The organism is Pseudomonas sp. M5 (genome assembly GCF_016907075.1).
Lineage (GTDB): Bacteria > Pseudomonadota > Gammaproteobacteria > Pseudomonadales > Pseudomonadaceae > Aquipseudomonas > Aquipseudomonas putida_E.
The window spans coordinates 2456251-2473920 of the sequence record NZ_JAFBBH010000001.1 but is presented as its reverse complement, the minus strand read 5'-3'; the positions used below and the strand labels follow the sequence as shown (position 1 = coordinate 2473920).

The 17670-nt window shown below is 62.5% G+C and carries 20 protein-coding genes; 14 read left to right on the top strand and 6 right to left on the bottom strand.

The features are described 5' to 3' along the window. Nucleotides 1-102 precede the first annotated feature (102 nt). Together JOE27_RS11305 and JOE27_RS11300 are read right to left on the bottom strand one after the other, a co-directional pair. Nucleotides 103-657 (bottom strand): L,D-transpeptidase family protein, encoded by a 555-nt coding sequence (locus JOE27_RS11305; RefSeq protein ID WP_012315982.1) that lies wholly within the window; start codon nucleotides 655-657, stop codon nucleotides 103-105. A gap of 18 nt (nucleotides 658-675) precedes the next feature. Then, nucleotides 676-1227: an NUDIX hydrolase gene (locus tag JOE27_RS11300; protein WP_046784376.1), complete on the bottom strand. Its 552-nt coding sequence runs from the start codon at nucleotides 1225-1227 to the stop codon at nucleotides 676-678. A gap of 126 nt (nucleotides 1228-1353) precedes the next feature. On the opposite strand from JOE27_RS11300, the gene JOE27_RS11295 reads away from it, so the two are divergent. The 5 genes from JOE27_RS11295 (at nucleotide 1354) to purT (ending at nucleotide 4497) form a co-directional block, all read left to right on the top strand. Next, complete coding sequence (locus tag JOE27_RS11295; protein ID WP_046784375.1) at nucleotides 1354-1953, top strand: CoA pyrophosphatase; 600 nt, start codon at nucleotides 1354-1356, stop codon at nucleotides 1951-1953. Between the two features lie 41 nt (nucleotides 1954-1994). After that, nucleotides 1995-2519 carry a gamma carbonic anhydrase family protein gene (locus JOE27_RS11290; protein WP_039602029.1) on the top strand — a complete coding sequence of 175 codons (525 nt, stop codon included), beginning with the start codon at nucleotides 1995-1997 and terminating at the stop codon, nucleotides 2517-2519. After that, a complete protein-coding gene (locus JOE27_RS11285) occupies nucleotides 2512-2712 on the top strand; it encodes a DUF1289 domain-containing protein (protein ID WP_039602028.1) in 201 nt (66 codons plus the stop codon). Before JOE27_RS11290 ends, JOE27_RS11285 begins: the two co-directional genes overlap by 8 nt. Before the next feature lie 59 nt (nucleotides 2713-2771). Continuing rightward, complete coding sequence (locus tag JOE27_RS11280; RefSeq protein ID WP_174142354.1) at nucleotides 2772-3239, top strand: VUT family protein; 468 nt, start codon at nucleotides 2772-2774, stop codon at nucleotides 3237-3239. A gap of 76 nt (nucleotides 3240-3315) precedes the next feature. Further along, nucleotides 3316-4497 carry a formate-dependent phosphoribosylglycinamide formyltransferase gene (gene purT / locus JOE27_RS11275; RefSeq protein WP_174142355.1) on the top strand — a complete coding sequence of 394 codons (1182 nt, stop codon included), beginning with the start codon at nucleotides 3316-3318 and terminating at the stop codon, nucleotides 4495-4497. 76 nt (nucleotides 4498-4573) lie between these two features. Here the strand turns inward: purT and JOE27_RS11270 are convergent, their stop codons facing one another. From JOE27_RS11270 to JOE27_RS11260, 3 genes are all read right to left on the bottom strand, one after another. Then, on the bottom strand, nucleotides 4574-5875 hold the full coding sequence (locus tag JOE27_RS11270; RefSeq protein WP_196996957.1) for an MFS transporter: 1302 nt from the start codon (nucleotides 5873-5875) through the stop codon (nucleotides 4574-4576). Between the two features lie 279 nt (nucleotides 5876-6154). Beyond that, nucleotides 6155-7360, bottom strand: coding sequence for a transporter associated domain-containing protein (locus JOE27_RS11265; protein WP_204918762.1), 1206 nt, complete (start codon nucleotides 7358-7360; stop codon nucleotides 6155-6157). A gap of 9 nt (nucleotides 7361-7369) precedes the next feature. Then, nucleotides 7370-8179, bottom strand: a complete 810-nt coding sequence (locus tag JOE27_RS11260; RefSeq protein ID WP_012315973.1) for an inner membrane protein YpjD — start codon at nucleotides 8177-8179, stop codon at nucleotides 7370-7372. 296 nt (nucleotides 8180-8475) lie between these two features. On the opposite strand from JOE27_RS11260, the gene ffh reads away from it, so the two are divergent. From ffh to JOE27_RS11230, 6 genes are all read left to right on the top strand, one after another. After that, on the top strand, nucleotides 8476-9852 hold the full coding sequence (gene ffh / locus JOE27_RS11255) for a signal recognition particle protein (protein WP_046784370.1): 1377 nt from the start codon (nucleotides 8476-8478) through the stop codon (nucleotides 9850-9852). 235 nt (nucleotides 9853-10087) lie between these two features. Beyond that, a complete protein-coding gene (rpsP, locus tag JOE27_RS11250; protein WP_012315971.1) occupies nucleotides 10088-10339 on the top strand; it encodes a 30S ribosomal protein S16 in 252 nt (83 codons plus the stop codon). Nucleotides 10340-10344: 5 nt separating this feature from the next. Beyond that, complete coding sequence (gene rimM, locus JOE27_RS11245) at nucleotides 10345-10881, top strand: ribosome maturation factor RimM (protein ID WP_012315970.1); 537 nt, start codon at nucleotides 10345-10347, stop codon at nucleotides 10879-10881. A 3-nt stretch (nucleotides 10882-10884) separates the two neighbouring features. Next, entirely contained in the window at nucleotides 10885-11637 is a 753-nt protein-coding gene (trmD, locus tag JOE27_RS11240) for a tRNA (guanosine(37)-N1)-methyltransferase TrmD (RefSeq protein WP_008094486.1), read from the top strand. A gap of 42 nt (nucleotides 11638-11679) precedes the next feature. Next, entirely contained in the window at nucleotides 11680-12030 is a 351-nt protein-coding gene (rplS, locus tag JOE27_RS11235; protein ID WP_008094487.1) for a 50S ribosomal protein L19, read from the top strand. A 94-nt stretch (nucleotides 12031-12124) separates the two neighbouring features. Then, nucleotides 12125-12532: an acyl-CoA thioesterase gene (locus JOE27_RS11230; protein ID WP_012315969.1), complete on the top strand. Its 408-nt coding sequence runs from the start codon at nucleotides 12125-12127 to the stop codon at nucleotides 12530-12532. Nucleotides 12533-12536: 4 nt separating this feature from the next. Here JOE27_RS11230 and JOE27_RS11225 read toward each other — a convergent pair whose 3' ends face one another. Next, the gene (locus JOE27_RS11225; RefSeq protein WP_125924479.1) at nucleotides 12537-14363 is read right to left on the bottom strand and encodes a sodium:proton antiporter; all 1827 of its coding nucleotides are present in this window, start codon (nucleotides 14361-14363) and stop codon (nucleotides 12537-12539) included. A gap of 68 nt (nucleotides 14364-14431) precedes the next feature. Between JOE27_RS11225 and xerD the strand changes: the two genes are divergently transcribed. The 3 genes from xerD to JOE27_RS11210 all read left to right on the top strand — a co-directional run bounded on the left by xerD (nucleotide 14432) and on the right by JOE27_RS11210 (nucleotide 17629). Beyond that, nucleotides 14432-15328: a site-specific tyrosine recombinase XerD gene (gene xerD / locus JOE27_RS11220; RefSeq protein WP_039603504.1), complete on the top strand. Its 897-nt coding sequence runs from the start codon at nucleotides 14432-14434 to the stop codon at nucleotides 15326-15328. A 152-nt stretch (nucleotides 15329-15480) separates the two neighbouring features. Next, nucleotides 15481-16242, top strand: coding sequence for a bifunctional protein-disulfide isomerase/oxidoreductase DsbC (gene dsbC, locus JOE27_RS11215; protein WP_012315966.1), 762 nt, complete (start codon nucleotides 15481-15483; stop codon nucleotides 16240-16242). Nucleotides 16243-16324: 82 nt separating this feature from the next. After that, nucleotides 16325-17629, top strand: coding sequence for a homoserine dehydrogenase (locus JOE27_RS11210; RefSeq protein WP_046784366.1), 1305 nt, complete (start codon nucleotides 16325-16327; stop codon nucleotides 17627-17629). Nucleotides 17630-17670 lie beyond the last annotated feature (41 nt).

Here is a 17670-nt window from a genome sequence, read left to right as displayed (position 1 = left end):
TTTGCCAGTCGATTGGATGCAGTCTGCTGCCTACACGGCAGTAGGGCGGATGTTTAATTGAAGTGGGAAGGTTCCTACAGCCTCAATTGGAATGCCGGACTATCAGGGCCGAATCTCGATCAATGTGCCGTCCGGCACCAGGTCCCAGACCTCGCGCATGTCCGAGTTGCGCATGGCGATACAGCCGTCGGTCCAGTCAAGCGTATGGAAATACCATTCGGGATACTCGTCGTTGATCGGGGTGCCGTGGATCATGATCATGCTGCCGGCACTCCAGCCCTCGCGTGTGGCCCGGGCTGCATCGCTGATGTTCGGGTAGGTGATGTGCATGGACAGGTTGAAACGGTCGCTTTGCTTGCGCCAGTCCAGCCAGTACAGGCCCTCGGGGGTCTTCTTGTCGCCTTCGCGCTGCTTGGCGCCCTTGGGCTGCTTGCCCAGCGAGATGCGGTAGGTTTTCAGCGGTTCGCCACGGCTGATCAACTGCAGGCGGCGCTCGGACTTGATCACCAGCACCTTGTCGATCAGTGGCTGCATGGCCGCCTGCGATTGCGATTGTGCCGGCAAAGGCGGCTGTGGCTTGCGAATGATGGTCTCGGTGAAGGCCGCCTGGGACACCGAGGTAACGCAAAGGCAGAAAAGGGCGAACAACCAGCGCATGAAGCGGTACCTGCAAACTTAAGTGGTGGGCGAAACGCTCATCGGTGGCAGGTACTCATGGCCTATGGGGTAATGCTGCCCGATGCGGTCGCGATAATAGCATTCTAGTGTGCGTGTGACGGTCCGGAAAGCCAGCTCGCCCCACGGTATCTCGTGTTCGTCGAACAGCCGCACCTCCAGGCTCTCGACGCCGATGTCGAAGTCCAGGTCGGCCAGTTCGGCGCGGAAGAACACATGCACCTGGTTAATGTGCGGCAGGTCGAACAACTGGTACAGGGCCATCGTGCCGACCCGGGCGCAGGCTTCTTCGACAGTTTCACGGCGGGCGGCCTGGTCCAGTGTTTCGCCGTTCTCCATGAAGCCGGCGGGCAAGGTCCAGAAGCCGCGGCGAGGCTCGATGGCTCGCCGGCAAAGCAGCACCTGGCTGCCCCAGACCGGCAGCACCCCGGCAACGATGTTCGGGTTCTGGTAGTGAATGGTCTGGCAATGATTGCAGACATACCGCAGGCGGCTGTCGCCTTCGGGTATCCGCTGAATGACCGGCTGGCCGCACGCGCTGCAGAATTTCATGCTGTTCTTCCCTTTAGCCCAGGCTATCTTGGCGTGCCAGGCAGGCCTGCCGCAAGCGTACAGGGCTTGGGTGCTTCGCGGCTTTGGTGCATCATGCAGGGCAGGCCTTGGAAACGAGAGTGCGCAATGCTGGACGAGCTACTTCGCCGAATGAGCAACCACCAACCAGCTTCACTGGAAACCGACCGACGGTTCCCCGAGGCGGCGGTACTTTTGCCCATTACTCGCAGCGAAGCGCCCGAACTGGTCTTGACCCTGCGTGCCAAAGGGCTTTCCACCCATGGCGGTGAAGTCGCCTTCCCCGGTGGCAGGCGCGACCCGGAAGACCCCGACTTGATATTCACCGCGCTGCGCGAGGCCGAAGAAGAAATCGGCCTGCCGCCAGGCCTGGTGGAAGTGCTCGGCCCGCTGAGCCCGCTGATTTCCCTGCATGGGCTGAAAGTGACGCCATTCGTCGGGGTGATCCCTGATTTCGTCGAATACCGCGCCAATGATGCGGAGATCGCGGCAGTATTCAGCGTGCCACTCGAATTTTTCCGCCAGGACCCGCGCGACCACACCCACCGTATCGATTACCAGGGCCGCAGTTGGTATGTGCCCAGCTATCGTTATGGCGAATACAAGATCTGGGGGCTGTCGGCGATCATGATCGTCGAACTGGTCAACTTGCTGTACGACGCAGGCATCAGCCTGCATCAGCCCCCCGAGCGTTATATAGAGATCTGAACGGGGCACACCCCGTCGCCGCTGATACCTGAGGAGCGAGAATGAAATACCGCTTGGGCGACCTGCGGGTCGAGAGCCATGCCACCAGTTGGGCCGCACCCAATGCCATGCTGATTGGCAAGGTACGCCTGCAGGCGCGCGCCAGTGTGTGGTTCGGCGCGGTGCTGCGCGGCGACAACGAGCTGATCGATATCGGCGAGGACAGCAACGTCCAGGACGGTACCGTGATGCATACCGACATGGGTTCGCCGCTGACATTGGGCAAAGGCGTGACCGTGGGCCACAACGCCATGCTGCACGGTTGCACGGTTGGCGATTACAGCCTGGTCGGCATCAATGCGGTGATCCTCAACGGTGCGCGCATCGGCAAACACTGCATCATCGGCGCCAATGCACTGATCCCCGAAGGCAAGGAAATTCCCGACGGTTCGCTGGTAATGGGGTCGCCCGGCAAGGTGGTGCGTGAGCTGACCGAGCAGCAGAAGCGCATGCTCGAGGCCAGCGCCGCGCACTATGTTCACAACGCCCAGCGTTATGCGCGGGACCTGGTGGTGGACGATGAGTGAGGTGATCGCTACCGAACGCCCGGTCGCTTCGCCCTGCGTGAGCATCTGCGCGCTGGACGAGCAGGATGTCTGCACCGGGTGCCAGCGCACCGTAGCGGAGATCGGCCGTTGGGGGCGGATGGACAATACCGAACGCCGGGCGGTGCTCAAGCTGTGCCATGAGCGGGCGGTGGCGGCCGGATTGATCTTGTAAGCGCTGCGGTTGACTCGAAAATCAGGTAATCTGTGCCGCTTGTCGGACGGTCACTGCCCATGTTCTTTCTAATCGCTTACATCAGCAGCGTTGTACTGATCAACTTTGCCTTTTCCAGCGCCCCGCATCTGGACGTGATCTGGTCGGCCTGGGGTGGGCTGGTGTTCATCCTGCGTGACATGGTGCAGACCCGCTACGGCCATGGCGCGCTGATCGCCATGCTGCTGGCGCTGGTGCTGTCGTATGTCACTTCCGAGCCGGCCATTGCCCTGGCCAGTGCCACGGCGTTCTTCGTTTCCGAGCTGATCGACTGGCTGGTGTTCAGCATCACCCGGCGCCCCTTGCGTGACCGCTTGTGGTTGAGCTCGGCACTGAGCATCCCGGTGGACACCTTCATTTTCTTCGGCATGATCGGTGCCCTGACCCCCGCCGTGATCGGCACCGCGATGGCCTCCAAGTTCGCAGGCGTGACTGCGGTGTGGCTGGCCATGGCATTTCGTGCGCGTCGGGCTGCTGTCGCCGGCTGATGGTGTAGAATACGGGTCCTTTTTCAGCGGGCGGCGCTAAGACTGGCGCGGCCCCGGACGCCTTCGAGGACCTGAAATGACCCGTATCGGAACCCCATTGTCGCCTACCGCGACCCGTGTACTGCTCTGCGGCTGTGGCGAGCTGGGCAAGGAAGTGGTGATCGAGCTGCAGCGCCTGGGCGTCGAAGTGATCGCCGTGGACCGCTACGCCAATGCGCCGGCCATGCAGGTCGCGCACCGCAGCCACGTGGTCAACATGCTCGATGGTGTCGCCCTGCGCGCGGTGATCGAGGCTGAAAAACCGCATTACATCGTCCCCGAAATTGAAGCCATCGCCACCGCTACGCTGGTCGAGCTGGAGAACGAAGGTTTCAACGTCGTGCCGACCGCCCGCGCCACGCAGCTGACCATGAACCGCGAGGGCATTCGCCGCCTGGCGGCCGAAGAGCTGGACCTGCCGACCTCGCCGTACCACTTCGCCGATACCTTTGAAGACTATGCCAAGGCCGTGGCCGATGTCGGTTACCCGTGTGTGGTCAAACCGGTGATGAGCTCGTCCGGCAAGGGCCAGAGCCTGCTGCGCAGCGATGCCGACCTGCAGAAGTCGTGGGACTACGCCCAGGAGGGTGGCCGCGCCGGCAAGGGCCGCGTGATCATCGAAGGCTTCATCGATTTCGACTACGAGATCACCTTGCTGACCGTGCGCCATGTTGGTGGTACCACGTATCTGGAGCCAGTCGGTCACCGCCAGGAGAAAGGCGACTACCAAGAGTCGTGGCAGCCCCAGGCGATGAGCCCGAAAGCCTTGGCCGAGTCGCAGCGTGTGGCGAAGTCGGTCACCGATGCACTGGGCGGCCGTGGTTTGTTCGGCGTCGAGTTGTTCGTCAAGGGCGATCAGGTGTGGTTCAGCGAAGTCTCGCCGCGCCCGCACGATACCGGCCTGGTCACGCTGATTTCCCAGGACCTGTCGCAGTTCGCGCTGCATGCCCGTGCCATTCTGGGCCTGCCGATCCCGGTGGTGCGCCAGTTCGGCCCGTCTGCGTCGGCGGTGATCCTGCCTGAAGGCCAGTCGCAGCAGACCAGCTTCGCCAACCTCGGCGCAGCGTTGAGCGAGCCGGATACCGCGATCCGCCTGTTCGGCAAGCCGGAAATCAACGGCCAGCGCCGCATGGGCGTGTGCCTGGCACGTGATGAATCGATCGAAGCGGCGCGGGCCAAGGCGACCCGTGCGGCGCAGGCGGTCAAGGTCGAGTTCTAAGCTCAAGCTACAAGCTACAAGCTACAAGCTGCTAAGGGATGCCTTTTCTTGCAGCTTGAAGCTTGCAGCTCAAGGATCACAGCTCTGTATTGCGGGTCTCTTTCAGGCACAGCACAGCAATCAGGCTGATCACCGCCGCCACCGATACATACCCACCCACCCAGCTCAAACCGCCCATGCTCACCAGTTTCTGGGCAAAGAACGGCGCCGCCGAAGCCCCGACGATGCCGCCCAGGTTATACGCGGCAGACGCGCCGGTATAACGCACGTGGGTAGGGAACAGCTCTGGCAGCAGCGCGCCCATCGGTGCGAAAGTCACGCCCATCAAAAACAGCTCGATGGCCAGGAACAACGCGACGCCAGTGGTCGAGCCGGAGGTCAGCAAAGGCTCCATGGTGAAGCCCGAGGCCACCGCCAGCAGGCCGCCGACGATCAGCACCGGCTTGCGCCCGTAACGGTCGCTGAGCCAGGCCGATAGCGGCGTGGCCAGGGCCATGAAGACCACGGCGAAGCACAGCAGGCCAAGGAAGGTTTCGCGGCTGTAGCCCAACGTAGTGACACCGTAGCTCAGCGAGAACACCGTCGAGATGTAGAACAACGCATAGCACACCACCATGGCGGCCGCGCCCAGCAGGGTCGGCAGCCAGTATTTGCTGAACAGGTCGACCACCGGCATTTTTACCCGCTCGTGGCGGGCCACGGCCTTGGCGAACACGGGGCTTTCTTCAAGCTTCAGGCGTACGTACAGGCCTACCAGCACCAGCGCGGCACTGAGCAGGAACGGAATGCGCCAGCCCCACTCCCGGAACTGCTCGTCGCTGAGCAGCAGGGCCAGGGTCAGGAACAGGCCGTTGGCCGCCAGGAAGCCGATCGAAGGGCCTAGCTGCGGGAACATCCCGAACCAGGCACGCTTGCCCGCCGGGGCGTTCTCGGTGGCCAGCAACGCCGCGCCACCCCATTCACCGCCCAGGCCAAGGCCCTGGCCGAAGCGCAGCAGGCAAAGAATGATCGGTGCCCACATGCCGATGCTGTCGTAGCCTGGCAATACACCGATCAGCGTGGTCGACACCCCCATCAGCAGCAGCGAGGCAACCAGCGTCGACTTGCGCCCGATACGGTCACCGAAGTGTCCGAACAGTGCTGAACCCAGCGGGCGGGCGAGGAAGGCGATGCCGAAGGTAAGGAAGGCCGCCAGCATCTGCGCGGTGCCTGACCCTGAAGGGAAGAATACGGGGCCGATCACCAGCGCGGCGGCAGTGGCATACACGTAGAAATCGTAGAACTCGATGGCCGTGCCGATGAAGCTTGCGGTGGCCACCCGCGCGGGCGAGTTGACCGGCGCGGCAGGCGCTTGGGCATAAGTGCTGCTGGTTGTCATTAAGTAGGTCCCTAACAGTCTGGTCGTGCTCCATGGGCTTGGCCCGCGACGGTATGCACTGGCCAGCGAAGGGCAGGTACGGTTCGCGGACGCCGGAGCGTATTGTTCTTTTGTTCGCCCGACTGACGATAGCCCAAGGGGGATAGGGGCGGGAGCGGGCACTGTTCGGGGTGTTGAAGCAGGACCGCAGGGCGCGTCAGTGGAGCGCGCTGGCCGTGTGGCGCCGGGTGCGGATAGCGGGCGGGACGGCAGGGCTGGGTAAGCGTGACCGGAGTATAGCTAGCGGGTCACGGTCCACACCAGTACCTTGCTGGCGCAATTGTCTTCTGTTTCGAGGATTTCCAGGCGATAGCGGCCGATCTTCAGGCAAACAGCGCTTTCCGGGATGCTTTCAAGGGCCTCGGTGACCAGCCCGTTCAGGGTCTTCGGCCCGCCGTCGCTGGGCAGGTGCCAGCCGAGGGTGCGGTTGATTTCGCGCAGGGAAGCGGCGCCATCGATGACGAAGGTGCCGTCGGACTGGGGGTGTACATGGGGGTTGTCGAGGCTGTGCTCTTCCTCGAACTCGCCGACGATCTCCTCGAGTATGTCCTCCAGCGTGACGATGCCCAGTACCTCACCGTATTCGTCCACCACCACGCCCAGCCGGCGCTGCTGCTTGTGGAAGTTCAGCAGTTGCAATTGCAGTGGGGTGCTTTCGGGGACGAAGTAAGGCTCGTAGCAGGCGCTGTGGAGCTTCTCCAGCGTCAGCTCGGCCTTGGGCAGCAGGTGGCTGATCAGCTTGGTGTTGAGGATGGCTTCTACCTGGTTGATGTCGTTGTGGTAGACCGGCAGGCGCGTGTGGCGGCTGAGGATCAGCTGCTCGATGATGCGCTCGATCGGCTCATCCAGGTTGATGCCATCGACCTCGTTGCGCGGCACCAGAATGTCGTTGACGGTGACCTTGTCCAGCGAGTGCAGGCCATCGAGCAGGCCGTGGCGCGGCATGTCTTGGTCTTCATCCTCGGTAAAGTCGTCATCTGCCTGCGGGTGCAGGGCCACTGCGGTGGGCGGTACGCGAAACGGCCGCAACATCAGCTTGGCACAGCCGTCCAGCAGGCAGGCCAAGGGTTGCACCAGCGCCAATGGGAGCTTCAGCAGGCTGGCGCCCAGGCTGATGAAGGCCAGCGGGTTGCGCCGAGCCAGGCGCCGCGGCAGGTATTCGGCAAACACCAGCAGGCCAGAGGTGGCGGCCAGGCCGGCCAGCCAGAAACCGTGCTCGCCGTTGAGGCGTTGGCCGATCAGGCAGGCCAGGCCCAATACCAGAAGCTTGCCCAGGCTGGCGCACAGCACCAGGGCCTGGGCTGGCAGTACCGGTTGCCCGTCATCGCCGGGGCGCAACGAGCCGTTGAGTTGCAGGCGGGCGGCATCCACCGCGGTGAACAGCGCCGACCAGAGCAGCGCCAGTGCCAAAGTGCCGAGTAGCGGAGCGTACGGCAGGGTGTCCATGGGCGACCGTCAGATATGCAGGATGAATTCGCGGACCAGCTTGCTGCCGAAATAGGCCAGCATCAGCAGGCAGAAACCGGCCAGTGTCCAGCGGATCGCCTTGTGCCCACGCCAGCCCAGGCGGGTGCGGCCCCACAGCAGTACGCTGAAGACGATCCAGGCCACGCAGGCCAGCAGGGTTTTGTGTACCAGGTGCTGGGCAAACAGGTTGTCCAGGAACAGCCAGCCAGAGATCAGCGACAGCGACAACAGGCACCAGCCCGCCCAAAGGAAGCCGAACAGCAGGCTTTCCATGGTCTGCAACGGTGGGAAGTTGCGGATCAGCCCGGAAGGGTGCTTGTTTTTCAGCTGGTGGTCTTGCAACAGCAGGAGCAGCGACTGGAACACCGCAATGGTGAACAGCCCATAGGCCAGGATCGATAGCAGGATATGAGCGAGGATCCCCGGCTCTTCATCGATCAGCGGAACGGTGCCGGGTGGGGCGAACTGGGCCAGCAGGGCCGTGATGGCGCCGAGCGGGAACAGCAGCACCAGCAGGTTTTCCACCGGTATGCGCAGGCAGGCCAGCAGGGTCAGGGTGATCACCGCCACGGCGATCAGGCTGGCGGCGCTGAAGAAGTCCAGGCTCAGGCCCAGCGGGGTGATCAGCTGAAAGAACAGCGCGCCGCTCTGGGCGATCACGGCGAGGGCGCCGAGCAGGCCGAGCAGCCGTTTGTCGGCTTTGCTCGACTGGGCCAGGCGCGAACCCTGATAAACGGTCGCCGCTATATATAGGCCGGCGGCGATCAGGTTGGGGATGAGGCTGGGTGAGGAGACCATAAGTCCTGGTGGGCAAGCCTTAAAGAGACGGAGTTTGGCATAGATCGCGCTGGGGGGGCTAGTGAGCTGCAAGCTTCAGGCTGCAAGCTGCAAGCGAAGGCAGATTCGTACGGGGGGCGGGATTTTCTGATGGTTTGCGGCTTGAGGCTTGCAGCTTGAAAGTTGCCGCCGGGAAGCCGAGGTGTGCGCCGCCGCCGCTCTTCGCTATAATCGCCGCCTTGCTGTGCCCAGCGCGTGTGCATATTCACCTGGGCGCCTGACAAACCTCGGCTTTTACTTGGCCTGAAAGGATCACCATGTTCGAAAACCTGACCGACCGCCTGTCACAGACGCTGCGCCATGTCACCGGCAAGGCCAAGCTGACTGAAGACAACATCAAGGATACGTTGCGCGAAGTGCGCATGGCCCTGCTCGAGGCCGACGTTGCCCTGCCGGTGGTCAAGGATTTCGTCAACAGCGTCAAGGAGCGTGCAGTCGGCACCGAGGTGTCGCGCAGCCTGACCCCGGGCCAGGCGTTCGTGAAGATCGTCCAGGCCGAGCTGGAAAGCCTGATGGGTGCGGCCAACGAAGACCTCGCGCTCAATGCCGCCCCGCCTGCCGTGGTGCTGATGGCCGGTTTGCAGGGCGCGGGCAAGACCACCACCGCCGGTAAGCTGGCGCGCTTCCTCAAGGAGCGCAAGAAGAAGAGCGTGATGGTGGTTTCGGCCGACGTCTACCGCCCGGCTGCGATCAAGCAGCTGGAAACGCTGGCCAACGACATTGGCGTGACCTTCTTCCCGTCCGATATCAGCCAGAAGCCTGTGGCCATTGCCGAAGCGGCGATTCGCGAGGCCAAGCTCAAGTTCATCGACGTGGTCATTGTCGACACCGCCGGCCGTCTGCACATCGACGCCGACATGATGGACGAAATCAAGGCGCTGCATGCCGCGGTCAAGCCGGTTGAAACCCTGTTCGTGGTCGATGCCATGACCGGCCAGGACGCCGCCAATACCGCCAAGGCCTTCGGTGAAGCCCTGCCGCTGACCGGCGTGGTGCTGACCAAGGTCGACGGTGATGCCCGTGGCGGTGCCGCGCTTTCGGTACGTGCCATCACCGGCAAGCCGATCAAGTTCATCGGTATGGGTGAGAAAACCGAGGCTCTCGAGCCCTTCCACCCGGACCGTGTGGCGTCGCGCATCCTCGGCATGGGCGACGTGCTCAGCCTGATCGAGCAGGCCGAACAGACCATCGACAAGGCCAAAGCCGACAAGCTGGCCAAGAAGCTGAAGAAGGGCAAGGGCTTCGATCTCGAAGACTTCCGCGACCAGCTGCAACAGATGAAGAACATGGGTGGCCTGGGCGGCCTGATGGACAAGCTGCCGAGCATCGGCGGGGTCAACCTGTCGCAGATGGGCAATGCCCAGGGCGCAGCCGAGAAACAGTTCAAGCAGATGGAGGCGATCATCAACTCCATGACCCCGGCCGAGCGTCGCGATCCTGACCTGATCAGCGGTTCGCGCAAGCGCCGGATCGCCCTGGGTTCCGGTACCCAGGTGCAGGACATCGGGCGGCTGATCAAGCAGCACAAGCAGATGCAGAAGATGATGAAGAAATTCTCCGCCAAGGGCGGCATGGCCAAGATGATGCGCGGCCTGGGCGGGATGTTGCCTGGCGGCGGCATGCCGAAGCTGTAACCCTTATTCCGGGCGCTTGTCTTTTGAAGAATGAGCGCTCAGAACCCCCGCTGCGGCGGGGCAATGGCCACGCAATCCGTGGCTCAACCGGCAAATCTGGACGGCAGGGCGAGGCCTTGTCGAAAAAGTCATTTGCAAATGTCCGTGTATTCCCCGAGAATATGCGGCCTTTTGGGCACCCGTGTGCCTATTTGGCATTCAGATTTGCAGCACCGACTATAGGAACGATGTTCACATGGTAACCATCCGTCTTGCCCGTGGCGGCTCGAAAAAGCGCCCTTTCTACCACCTGACCGTGACCAACTCGCGTAACGCCCGTGACGGCCGTTTCGTTGAGCGCGTAGGTTTCTTCAACCCGATCGCTGCTGGCGCTGAAGTCAAGCTGTCGGTCAACCAGGAGCGCGTCAGCTACTGGCTGAGCCAAGGCGCACAGCCGTCTGAGCGTGTTGCTCAGCTGCTGAAGGACGCTGCCAAGGCCGCTGCCTGAGCAATATGAACGCGACGCCAGAAAAGGCTGACGACCTCATCGTCGTTGGCAAGATTTTTTCGGTTCACGGCGTTCGCGGCGAGGTGAAGGTGTATTCCTTTACCGATCCGATTGAAAACCTGTTGGATTATCCACGCTGGACGCTTCGGCACGAAGGCAAGGTAAAGCAGGTCGAGCTGGTCAGCGGTCGTGGCTCCCAAAAGGGCCTGGTCGTTAAACTGAAAGGCCTCGATGATCGTGATGAAGCGCGTCTTCTGAGCGGCTTCGAAATCTGCATCCCGCGGAGCCTTTTGCCCAACCTGGCCGCAGACGAGTACTACTGGTACCAACTGCAGGGCCTGAAGGTCATCAACCAGGACGAACAGCTGTTCGGCAAGGTCGATCACCTGTTGGAGACCGGTGCGAACGATGTAATGGTGGTCAAGCCCTGCGCAGGCAGCCTGGATGATCGCGAGCGTCTGTTGCCCTATACGGCGCAATGTGTGCTGGCAATCGACCTGGAAGCAGGCGTGATGCGGGTTGAATGGGACGCGGACTTCTAAACGATGGGTAACCTTCGCGTAGACGTCATCACGTTGTTCCCCGAGATGTTCTCGGCCATCACTGAGTACGGCATTACCAGCCGCGCGGTAAAACAGGGGTTGCTTCAGGTGACCTGCTGGAACCCGCGGGACTACACCACAGATCGCCACCACACAGTGGATGATCGGCCGTTTGGCGGTGGCCCGGGCATGGTGATGAAAATCAAGCCTCTGGAAGACGCCCTGGTTAGCGCCAGGCAAGCGACCGGAGCATCGGCAAAGGTGATCTACCTTTCGCCGCAAGGCCGCAAGCTGACTCAGCAAGCGGTCAAAGGCCTGGCCGAACAGGAATCGCTGATCCTGATCGCCGGTCGTTATGAAGGCATCGACGAGCGCTTTATCGAGGCTCATGTCGATGAGGAGTGGTCGATTGGCGACTATGTGCTTTCCGGTGGCGAGCTGCCGGCCATGGTACTGATCGATGCGGTTACACGGCTGCTGCCCGGAGCTTTAGGGCATGTGGACTCGGCGGAGGAAGACTCCTTCACCGACGGTCTGCTCGATTGCCCGCACTACACCCGACCTGAGGTGTATGCGGATCAGCGTGTTCCCGACGTGTTGCTAAGTGGCAACCATGCACACATCCGGCGTTGGAGAATGAAGCAGTCCCTTGGTAGGACCTTCGAACGACGCGCCGATCTTCTGGAAAGTCGCTCGCTTTCTGGAGAAGAGAAGAAGCTGCTCGAGGAATATCTCCGCGAGCGGGACGATAGTTAAACGTATCGATGGTGGATCACGTATCCATCTTAGGAGCACAGCATGACCAACAAGATCATCCAGCAGCTCGAAGCCGAGCAGATGAGCAAGGAAATCCCGACCTTCGCACCAGGCGACACCATCGTCGTTCAGGTTAAAGTGAAGGAAGGTGAGCGTTCCCGTCTGCAGGCGTTCGAAGGCGTTGTTATCGCCAAGCGTAACCGCGGCCTGAACAGCGCTTTCACCGTGCGCAAAATCTCCAGCGGCGTTGGCGTTGAGCGTACCTTCCAGACCTACAGCCCGCAGATCGACAGCCTGGCCGTGAAACGTCGTGGTGACGTGCGTAAAGCCAAGCTGTACTACCTGCGCGACCTGTCCGGCAAAGCCGCTCGCATCAAGGAAAAACTGTCCTGAGTACAGTTTGCCCGGTGGCCCTGGCCGCCTAGCGAGAAAAAAGCAGCCTTCGGGCTGCTTTTTTGCGTTTTGAAACCCGAAAGAAGTGACGGACATGACCAGCCGAGACCAGGAAATTCAGCGCCGCACCGAGTTGTCGGTGACCCGCGTGACCAAAGCGGTGTTCCCCAACACCACCAACCACCACAACACCTTGTTCGGCGGCACTGCGCTGGCCTGGATGGACGAAGTGTCGTTCATCGCCGCTACGCGCTTCTGCCGGCTGCCGCTGGTGACCGTGTCCACAGACCGTATCGATTTCAAACACCCGATCCCGGCAGGCTCGATCGTCGAGCTGGTGGGAACGGTGATCAAGGTCGGCAACACCAGTTTGCAGGTTCAAGTGGACGTATTCGTCGAGAACATGTACCTGGATGGGCGCGAGCGGGCAATCCATGGTGTGTTCAGCTTTGTCGCCATCGACGAGGACAAGCGCCCGGTGCCGGTGTTGCCACAAGCCTGAAGGCTCAACCCGGCGCGGCAGTGCTCTCGGTGATGGGGGCCGGTTCCACCAGCGCCACCAGGGTCCAGCCAGGTTGCGGCGCAAGCGGGTTCTCGGGGCTTGATACATGCACCCAGCCCTGGGCATCCCGGGCAAACAACAGATGTGCGCGCTCGCCATGCAATGCCTGGTAATTGTCCCAGTCGAAGCCCTCGGTAAGGTTGGTGCTGTACAGTTCCGCGCCATGATGCAGGCGATTGGCCATTTGTTGGTAGGTCATCGGGCTTGAGCCCAGCAGTTGGCCACGGTGCTCTTCGCTGGCTCGGTGCTTGTCGCTGCGCTGCTTCTCCAGGCCGCTGGCCAGCACATACAAGCGGCCGTGGCCGAAGTCATGACGAAAGCGCGCACAGGCCAAGGCGTTGATCTCCCCGGCAGGCGACAGCCCCAGCAGGTGGCCGAGGCCTACCAGGTCCAGGTGTGCGTCGGCATGCTGCGAAGCCGGGTTGCCAAAGTAGGTCGGCAGCCCCTCCATGCGTGCCGCACGAATGTTTTCCCAGCTCGAATCGGTCAGCAACACACGGCAGCCCAGTTGCTGCAGGGCCTTGCCGATGGCGCGTGCGGGTTGGTTGGCGCCGACGATGAGAAAGCCGCTGGGCGCCGGCTCGGCCACCTTGAGCAGGCGCGCCAGGGGGCGCGCCGTAGCGCTCTGCAGCACGACGGTGCCGATGATCACGGCAAAGGTGAGCGGCACCAGCAGCAGTGCGTCCTGATGCCCGGCCTCATGCAGGCGGATGGCGAATATCGCCGACACTGCGGCGGCAACGATACCGCGTGGTGCGATCCAGGCCAGCAGGGCCCGTTCCCGCCAGTTCAGCGAGGACCCCAGCGTTGACAGCAAGACATTCAGCGGCCGCGCCACCAGCTGGATCACCAGCAGCAGTGCCAGTACGGCCGGGCCCAACCCCAACAGGGCATGCAGATCGAGCCGCGCGGCAAGCAGGATGAACAGGCCGGAGATCAGCAGTACGCTGAGGTTCTCCTTGAAGTGCAGGATCTGCCGTACATCGACGCCACGCATGTTGGCCAGCCACATGCCCATTACCGTCACCGCCAGCAGCCCGGACTCGTGAACGATCTGGTTGGCGGCGATGAAAATACCCAGTACGGCGGCCAGCGACGCCAGGTTGTGCAGGTATTCCGGCAGCCATTGCTCGCGCATGATCTGCCCCAGTAACCAGCCACCGGCGGCGCCCAGGGCGCTGCCGCAGAAGATCACCCCGGCAAAGGTCCCCAGGCTCTGGCTCAGGCCATCGCCATCGGCGCTGGCGATGATGAAGCTGTACACCACGACGGCGAGCAGGGCACCGATCGGGTCGATGACGATGCCTTCCCAGCGCAGGATGTTGGCAATGGTCGCCTTCGGCCGTACCACGCGCAGCATGGGCACGATGACCGTAGGGCCTGTCACCAGGGTCAAGGTGCCGAACAGGATCGCCAGCGGCCAGTCGAAACCCAGCAGCCAGTGTGTCGCCAGGGCGATCACCAGCCAGGTCGACAGGGCGCCGACGGTGACCAGGCGGTGCACCACGCTGCCGATGTCCCGCCATTGCGAGAGGTGCAGGGTCAGGCTGCCTTCGAACAGGATCAGTGCCACCGCCAGTGACACCAGCGGCATCAGCAGCGGGCCGAACAGCGCTTGCGGGTCGAGCCAGCCGAGCAACGGGCCGACCATTATCCCGGCCAGCAGCAGGAAGAGAATCGCTGGCAGCTTCAGGCGCCAGGCCAGCCACTGGCAGGCGAGGGCGGCGGCACCGATACCGCCCACACTGAGTAGGATCTGCTGTTCGTTCATGCGGGCTCCCTATGCCGGCGTTGTTATGAAAGACTAAGCGTCATTTCGTCGTTTGCCACCGAGTTTTCATGCCAGCCCTTGACCACCCCTTGATCGACCAGTTCCTTGATGCCCTGTGGCTGGAAAAAGGCCTTTCAGACAACACTCGCGTCTCTTATCGCAGTGACCTGGCGCTGTTCAATGGCTGGCTGCAGGATCACGGCCTTGCCTTGCCTGCCGCCGGCCGAGAGCTGATCCTCGATCACCTGGCCTGGCGTCTGGATCAAGGCTACAAACCGCGTTCCACTGCGCGTTTTCTCTCAGGTCTGCGTGGCTTTTTTCGCTACTTGCTGCGGGAAAAGCTCATTGCCGTCGATCCAACCCTGCAAATAGAGATGCCTCAGCTGGGCAAACCCTTGCCCAAGTCGTTGTCAGAAGCCGACGTCGAGGCCCTGTTGCAGGCCCCGGACCTTGGCGAAGCCATTGGCCAGCGCGACCGTGCCATGCTTGAAGTCCTGTACGCCTGTGGTCTGCGCGTTACCGAACTGGTCAGCCTTGCCCTGGACCAGGTGAACCTGCGCCAGGGCGTGCTGCGGGTGATGGGCAAGGGCAGCAAGGAGCGCTTGGTGCCGATGGGCGAAGAGGCGGTGCTGTGGCTGGAGCGCTACCTGCGCGACGGCCGCGCCGAACTGCTCAGCGGGCGCCCGAGCGATGTGTTGTTCCCCAGCCTGCGCGGTGAGCAGATGACCCGCCAGACGTTCTGGCACCGCATCAAGCATCACGCGCGGGTTGCCGGCATCGACAAGCCGCTGTCACCGCACACCCTGCGGCACGCCTTCGCCACCCATCTGCTCAATCATGGTGCCGACCTGCGCGTGGTGCAGATGCTGCTGGGGCACAGTGACCTGTCGACCACACAAATCTATACCCACGTGGCCAAGGCCCGCCTGCAGCAACTGCACGCACAGCACCACCCGCGTGGATGAATGATTTTCATGTTCCGCCGGCCGGTACTCGCAGACCCCTTCACCGGTAGCGTGTTGTGGTAGGCTTGGGCGGTTTGCACCAAGGGCCGCACGGTCGCCGCGTTTTTGCGCAGGTGACGCCCTCCGGCCCCTGTCCGCCCTCAGGAGTTCCCATGCGCGTGACCCAGATTTTCGCCGCCGCCGCGTTGGCGCTGGCCAGTACCTTTGCCGTTGCCGCGGCGACCGACAGCAATGCCGCTGCCGAGCAGGCGATTCGCAAGTCGTTGCAGAACCTTGAGCTGGAAGTGCCGGTCGAGAGCGTGGCCAGCAGCCCGCTCAACGGCCTGTATGAAGTCAAGCTGCAGGGCGGCCGTGTGCTGTACGCCAGCGCCGATGGCCAGTTCGTCATGCAGGGCTACCTGTACCAGATCCAGGACGGCAAGCCGGTCAACCTGACCGAGAAGACCGAGCGCCAAGGCGTAGCCAAGCTCATCAATGGCATTCCAGCTGCCGAGATGGTGGTTTATCCTGCCAAGGGCCAGACCAAGTCGCACATCACCGTGTTCACCGACACCACCTGCCCGTATTGCCACAAGCTGCACGCCGAAGTGCCGGAGCTCAACCGTCGCGGTATCGAAGTGCGCTATGTCGCCTTCCCGCGCCAGGGCCTCGGCTCGCCGGGTGACGAGCAGTTGCAGGCCGTGTGGTGCTCCAGTGACCGCCGCGCAGCGCTGGACAAGATGATCGACGGCAAGGAAATCAAGGCTGCCAAATGCGCCAACCCGGTCGGCAAGCAGTTCCAGCTGGGCCAGTCGATCGGCGTCAACGGCACGCCGGCGATCGTGCTCGAAAACGGCCAGGTGATTCCAGGTTATCAACCGGCACCGCAAGTGGCCAAACTGGCCCTGGCCGGCCAGCAGCAGGCCGCCAAGTAAATCATTCAGTACGCCGTCGTCATGGGGTGACGGCATGTTTCACGGTCGGCGCAGGTGCCGGCCGTTCAATGGGGAGTTCACAGTGAAACCGGTCAAAGTAGGCATCTGTGGGTTGGGGACCGTCGGTGGCGGAACCTTCAATGTACTTCAGCGCAACGCCGAGGAGATTGCCCGCCGTGCCGGGCGCGGTATTGAAGTGGCACAGATCGCCATGCGCTCGCCGAACCCGAACTGCCAGATTACCGGTACCCCCATTACCGCTGATGTGTTCGACGTTGCGAGCAACCCGGAGATCGACGTTGTCATCGAGCTGATCGGTGGCTACACCATCGCCCGCGACCTGGTGCTCAAGGCCATCGAAAACGGCAAGCACGTGGTGACTGCCAACAAGGCGCTGATCGCCGTTCACGGCAACGAAATTTTCGCCAAGGCCCGTGAGAAGGGCGTGATCGTTGCGTTCGAAGCCGCAGTGGCCGGTGGCATCCCGGTGATCAAGGCGATCCGCGAAGGCCTGTCGGCCAACCGCATCAACTGGCTGGCCGGGATCATCAACGGCACCGGCAACTTCATCCTCACCGAGATGCGTGAAAAAGGCCGCGCCTTCCCCGACGTGCTGGCCGAAGCGCAGGCGCTGGGTTATGCCGAAGCCGACCCGACCTTCGACGTCGAAGGTATCGATGCTGCGCACAAGCTGACCATCCTGGCGTCCATCGCCTTTGGCATCCCGCTGCAGTTCGACAAGGCCTACACCGAAGGCATCACCCAGCTGACCACCGCCGACGTGAACTACGCCGAAGCCCTGGGCTACCGCATCAAGCACCTGGGTGTAGCCCGCCGCACTGCCGAAGGCATCGAGCTGCGCGTGCACCCGACGCTGATCCCGAGCGATCGCCTGATCGCCAACGTAAACGGCGTGATGAACGCCGTGATGGTCAATGGCGATGCGGCCGGCTCGACCTTGTATTACGGTGCCGGCGCCGGCATGGAGCCCACGGCTTCCTCGGTGGTCGCCGACCTGGTTGACGTGGTCCGCGCCATGACCTGCGACCCGGAAAACCGCGTGCCGCACCTGGCCTTCCAGCCGGACTCGCTGTCGGCGCACCCGATTCTGCCGATCGAAGCTTGCCAGAGCGCCTACTACCTGCGCATCCATGCCAAGGACCACCCGGGCGTGCTGGCTCAGGTGGCGAGCATCCTGTCGGAGCGCGGCATCAACATCGAGTCGATCATGCAGAAAGAAGTCGAGGAACAGGACGGCCTGGTGCCGATGATCCTGCTGACCCATCGTGTGGTCGAGCAGAGCATCAACGACGCCATCGTTGCTCTGGAAGCCTTGCAGGACGTGGTCGGCAAGGTCGTGCGCATCCGCGTCGAACAGCTCAACTAAGCGGCAAGCTTCAAGCTGCAAGCTGCAAGAAAAAGCAGTTC

Excerpts from the sequence above, each read along its gene's own strand:
- trmD (WP_008094486.1), top strand. The coding sequence starts at position 10,885 with ATGGGTAACCTTCGCGTAGACGTCATCACGTTGTTCCCCGAGATGTTC.
- JOE27_RS11285 (WP_039602028.1), top strand. The coding sequence starts at position 2,512 with ATGAGTGAGGTGATCGCTACCGAACGCCCGGTCGCTTCGCCCTGCGTG.
- JOE27_RS11270 (WP_196996957.1), bottom strand. The coding sequence starts at position 5,875 with ATGACAACCAGCAGCACTTATGCCCAAGCGCCTGCCGCGCCGGTCAAC.
- rimM (WP_012315970.1), top strand. The coding sequence starts at position 10,345 with ATGAACGCGACGCCAGAAAAGGCTGACGACCTCATCGTCGTTGGCAAG.
- JOE27_RS11290 (WP_039602029.1), top strand. The coding sequence starts at position 1,995 with ATGAAATACCGCTTGGGCGACCTGCGGGTCGAGAGCCATGCCACCAGT.
- JOE27_RS11230 (WP_012315969.1), top strand. The coding sequence starts at position 12,125 with ATGACCAGCCGAGACCAGGAAATTCAGCGCCGCACCGAGTTGTCGGTG.
- JOE27_RS11305 (WP_012315982.1), bottom strand. The coding sequence starts at position 657 with ATGCGCTGGTTGTTCGCCCTTTTCTGCCTTTGCGTTACCTCGGTGTCC.
- JOE27_RS11265 (WP_204918762.1), bottom strand. The coding sequence starts at position 7,360 with ATGGACACCCTGCCGTACGCTCCGCTACTCGGCACTTTGGCACTGGCG.
- JOE27_RS11225 (WP_125924479.1), bottom strand. The coding sequence starts at position 14,363 with ATGAACGAACAGCAGATCCTACTCAGTGTGGGCGGTATCGGTGCCGCC.
- rplS (WP_008094487.1), top strand. The coding sequence starts at position 11,680 with ATGACCAACAAGATCATCCAGCAGCTCGAAGCCGAGCAGATGAGCAAG.
- ffh (WP_046784370.1), top strand. The coding sequence starts at position 8,476 with ATGTTCGAAAACCTGACCGACCGCCTGTCACAGACGCTGCGCCATGTC.
- JOE27_RS11295 (WP_046784375.1), top strand. The coding sequence starts at position 1,354 with ATGCTGGACGAGCTACTTCGCCGAATGAGCAACCACCAACCAGCTTCA.
- dsbC (WP_012315966.1), top strand. The coding sequence starts at position 15,481 with ATGCGCGTGACCCAGATTTTCGCCGCCGCCGCGTTGGCGCTGGCCAGT.
- rpsP (WP_012315971.1), top strand. The coding sequence starts at position 10,088 with ATGGTAACCATCCGTCTTGCCCGTGGCGGCTCGAAAAAGCGCCCTTTC.
- JOE27_RS11300 (WP_046784376.1), bottom strand. The coding sequence starts at position 1,227 with ATGAAATTCTGCAGCGCGTGCGGCCAGCCGGTCATTCAGCGGATACCC.
- JOE27_RS11280 (WP_174142354.1), top strand. The coding sequence starts at position 2,772 with ATGTTCTTTCTAATCGCTTACATCAGCAGCGTTGTACTGATCAACTTT.
- JOE27_RS11260 (WP_012315973.1), bottom strand. The coding sequence starts at position 8,179 with ATGGTCTCCTCACCCAGCCTCATCCCCAACCTGATCGCCGCCGGCCTA.
- xerD (WP_039603504.1), top strand. The coding sequence starts at position 14,432 with ATGCCAGCCCTTGACCACCCCTTGATCGACCAGTTCCTTGATGCCCTG.
- purT (WP_174142355.1), top strand. The coding sequence starts at position 3,316 with ATGACCCGTATCGGAACCCCATTGTCGCCTACCGCGACCCGTGTACTG.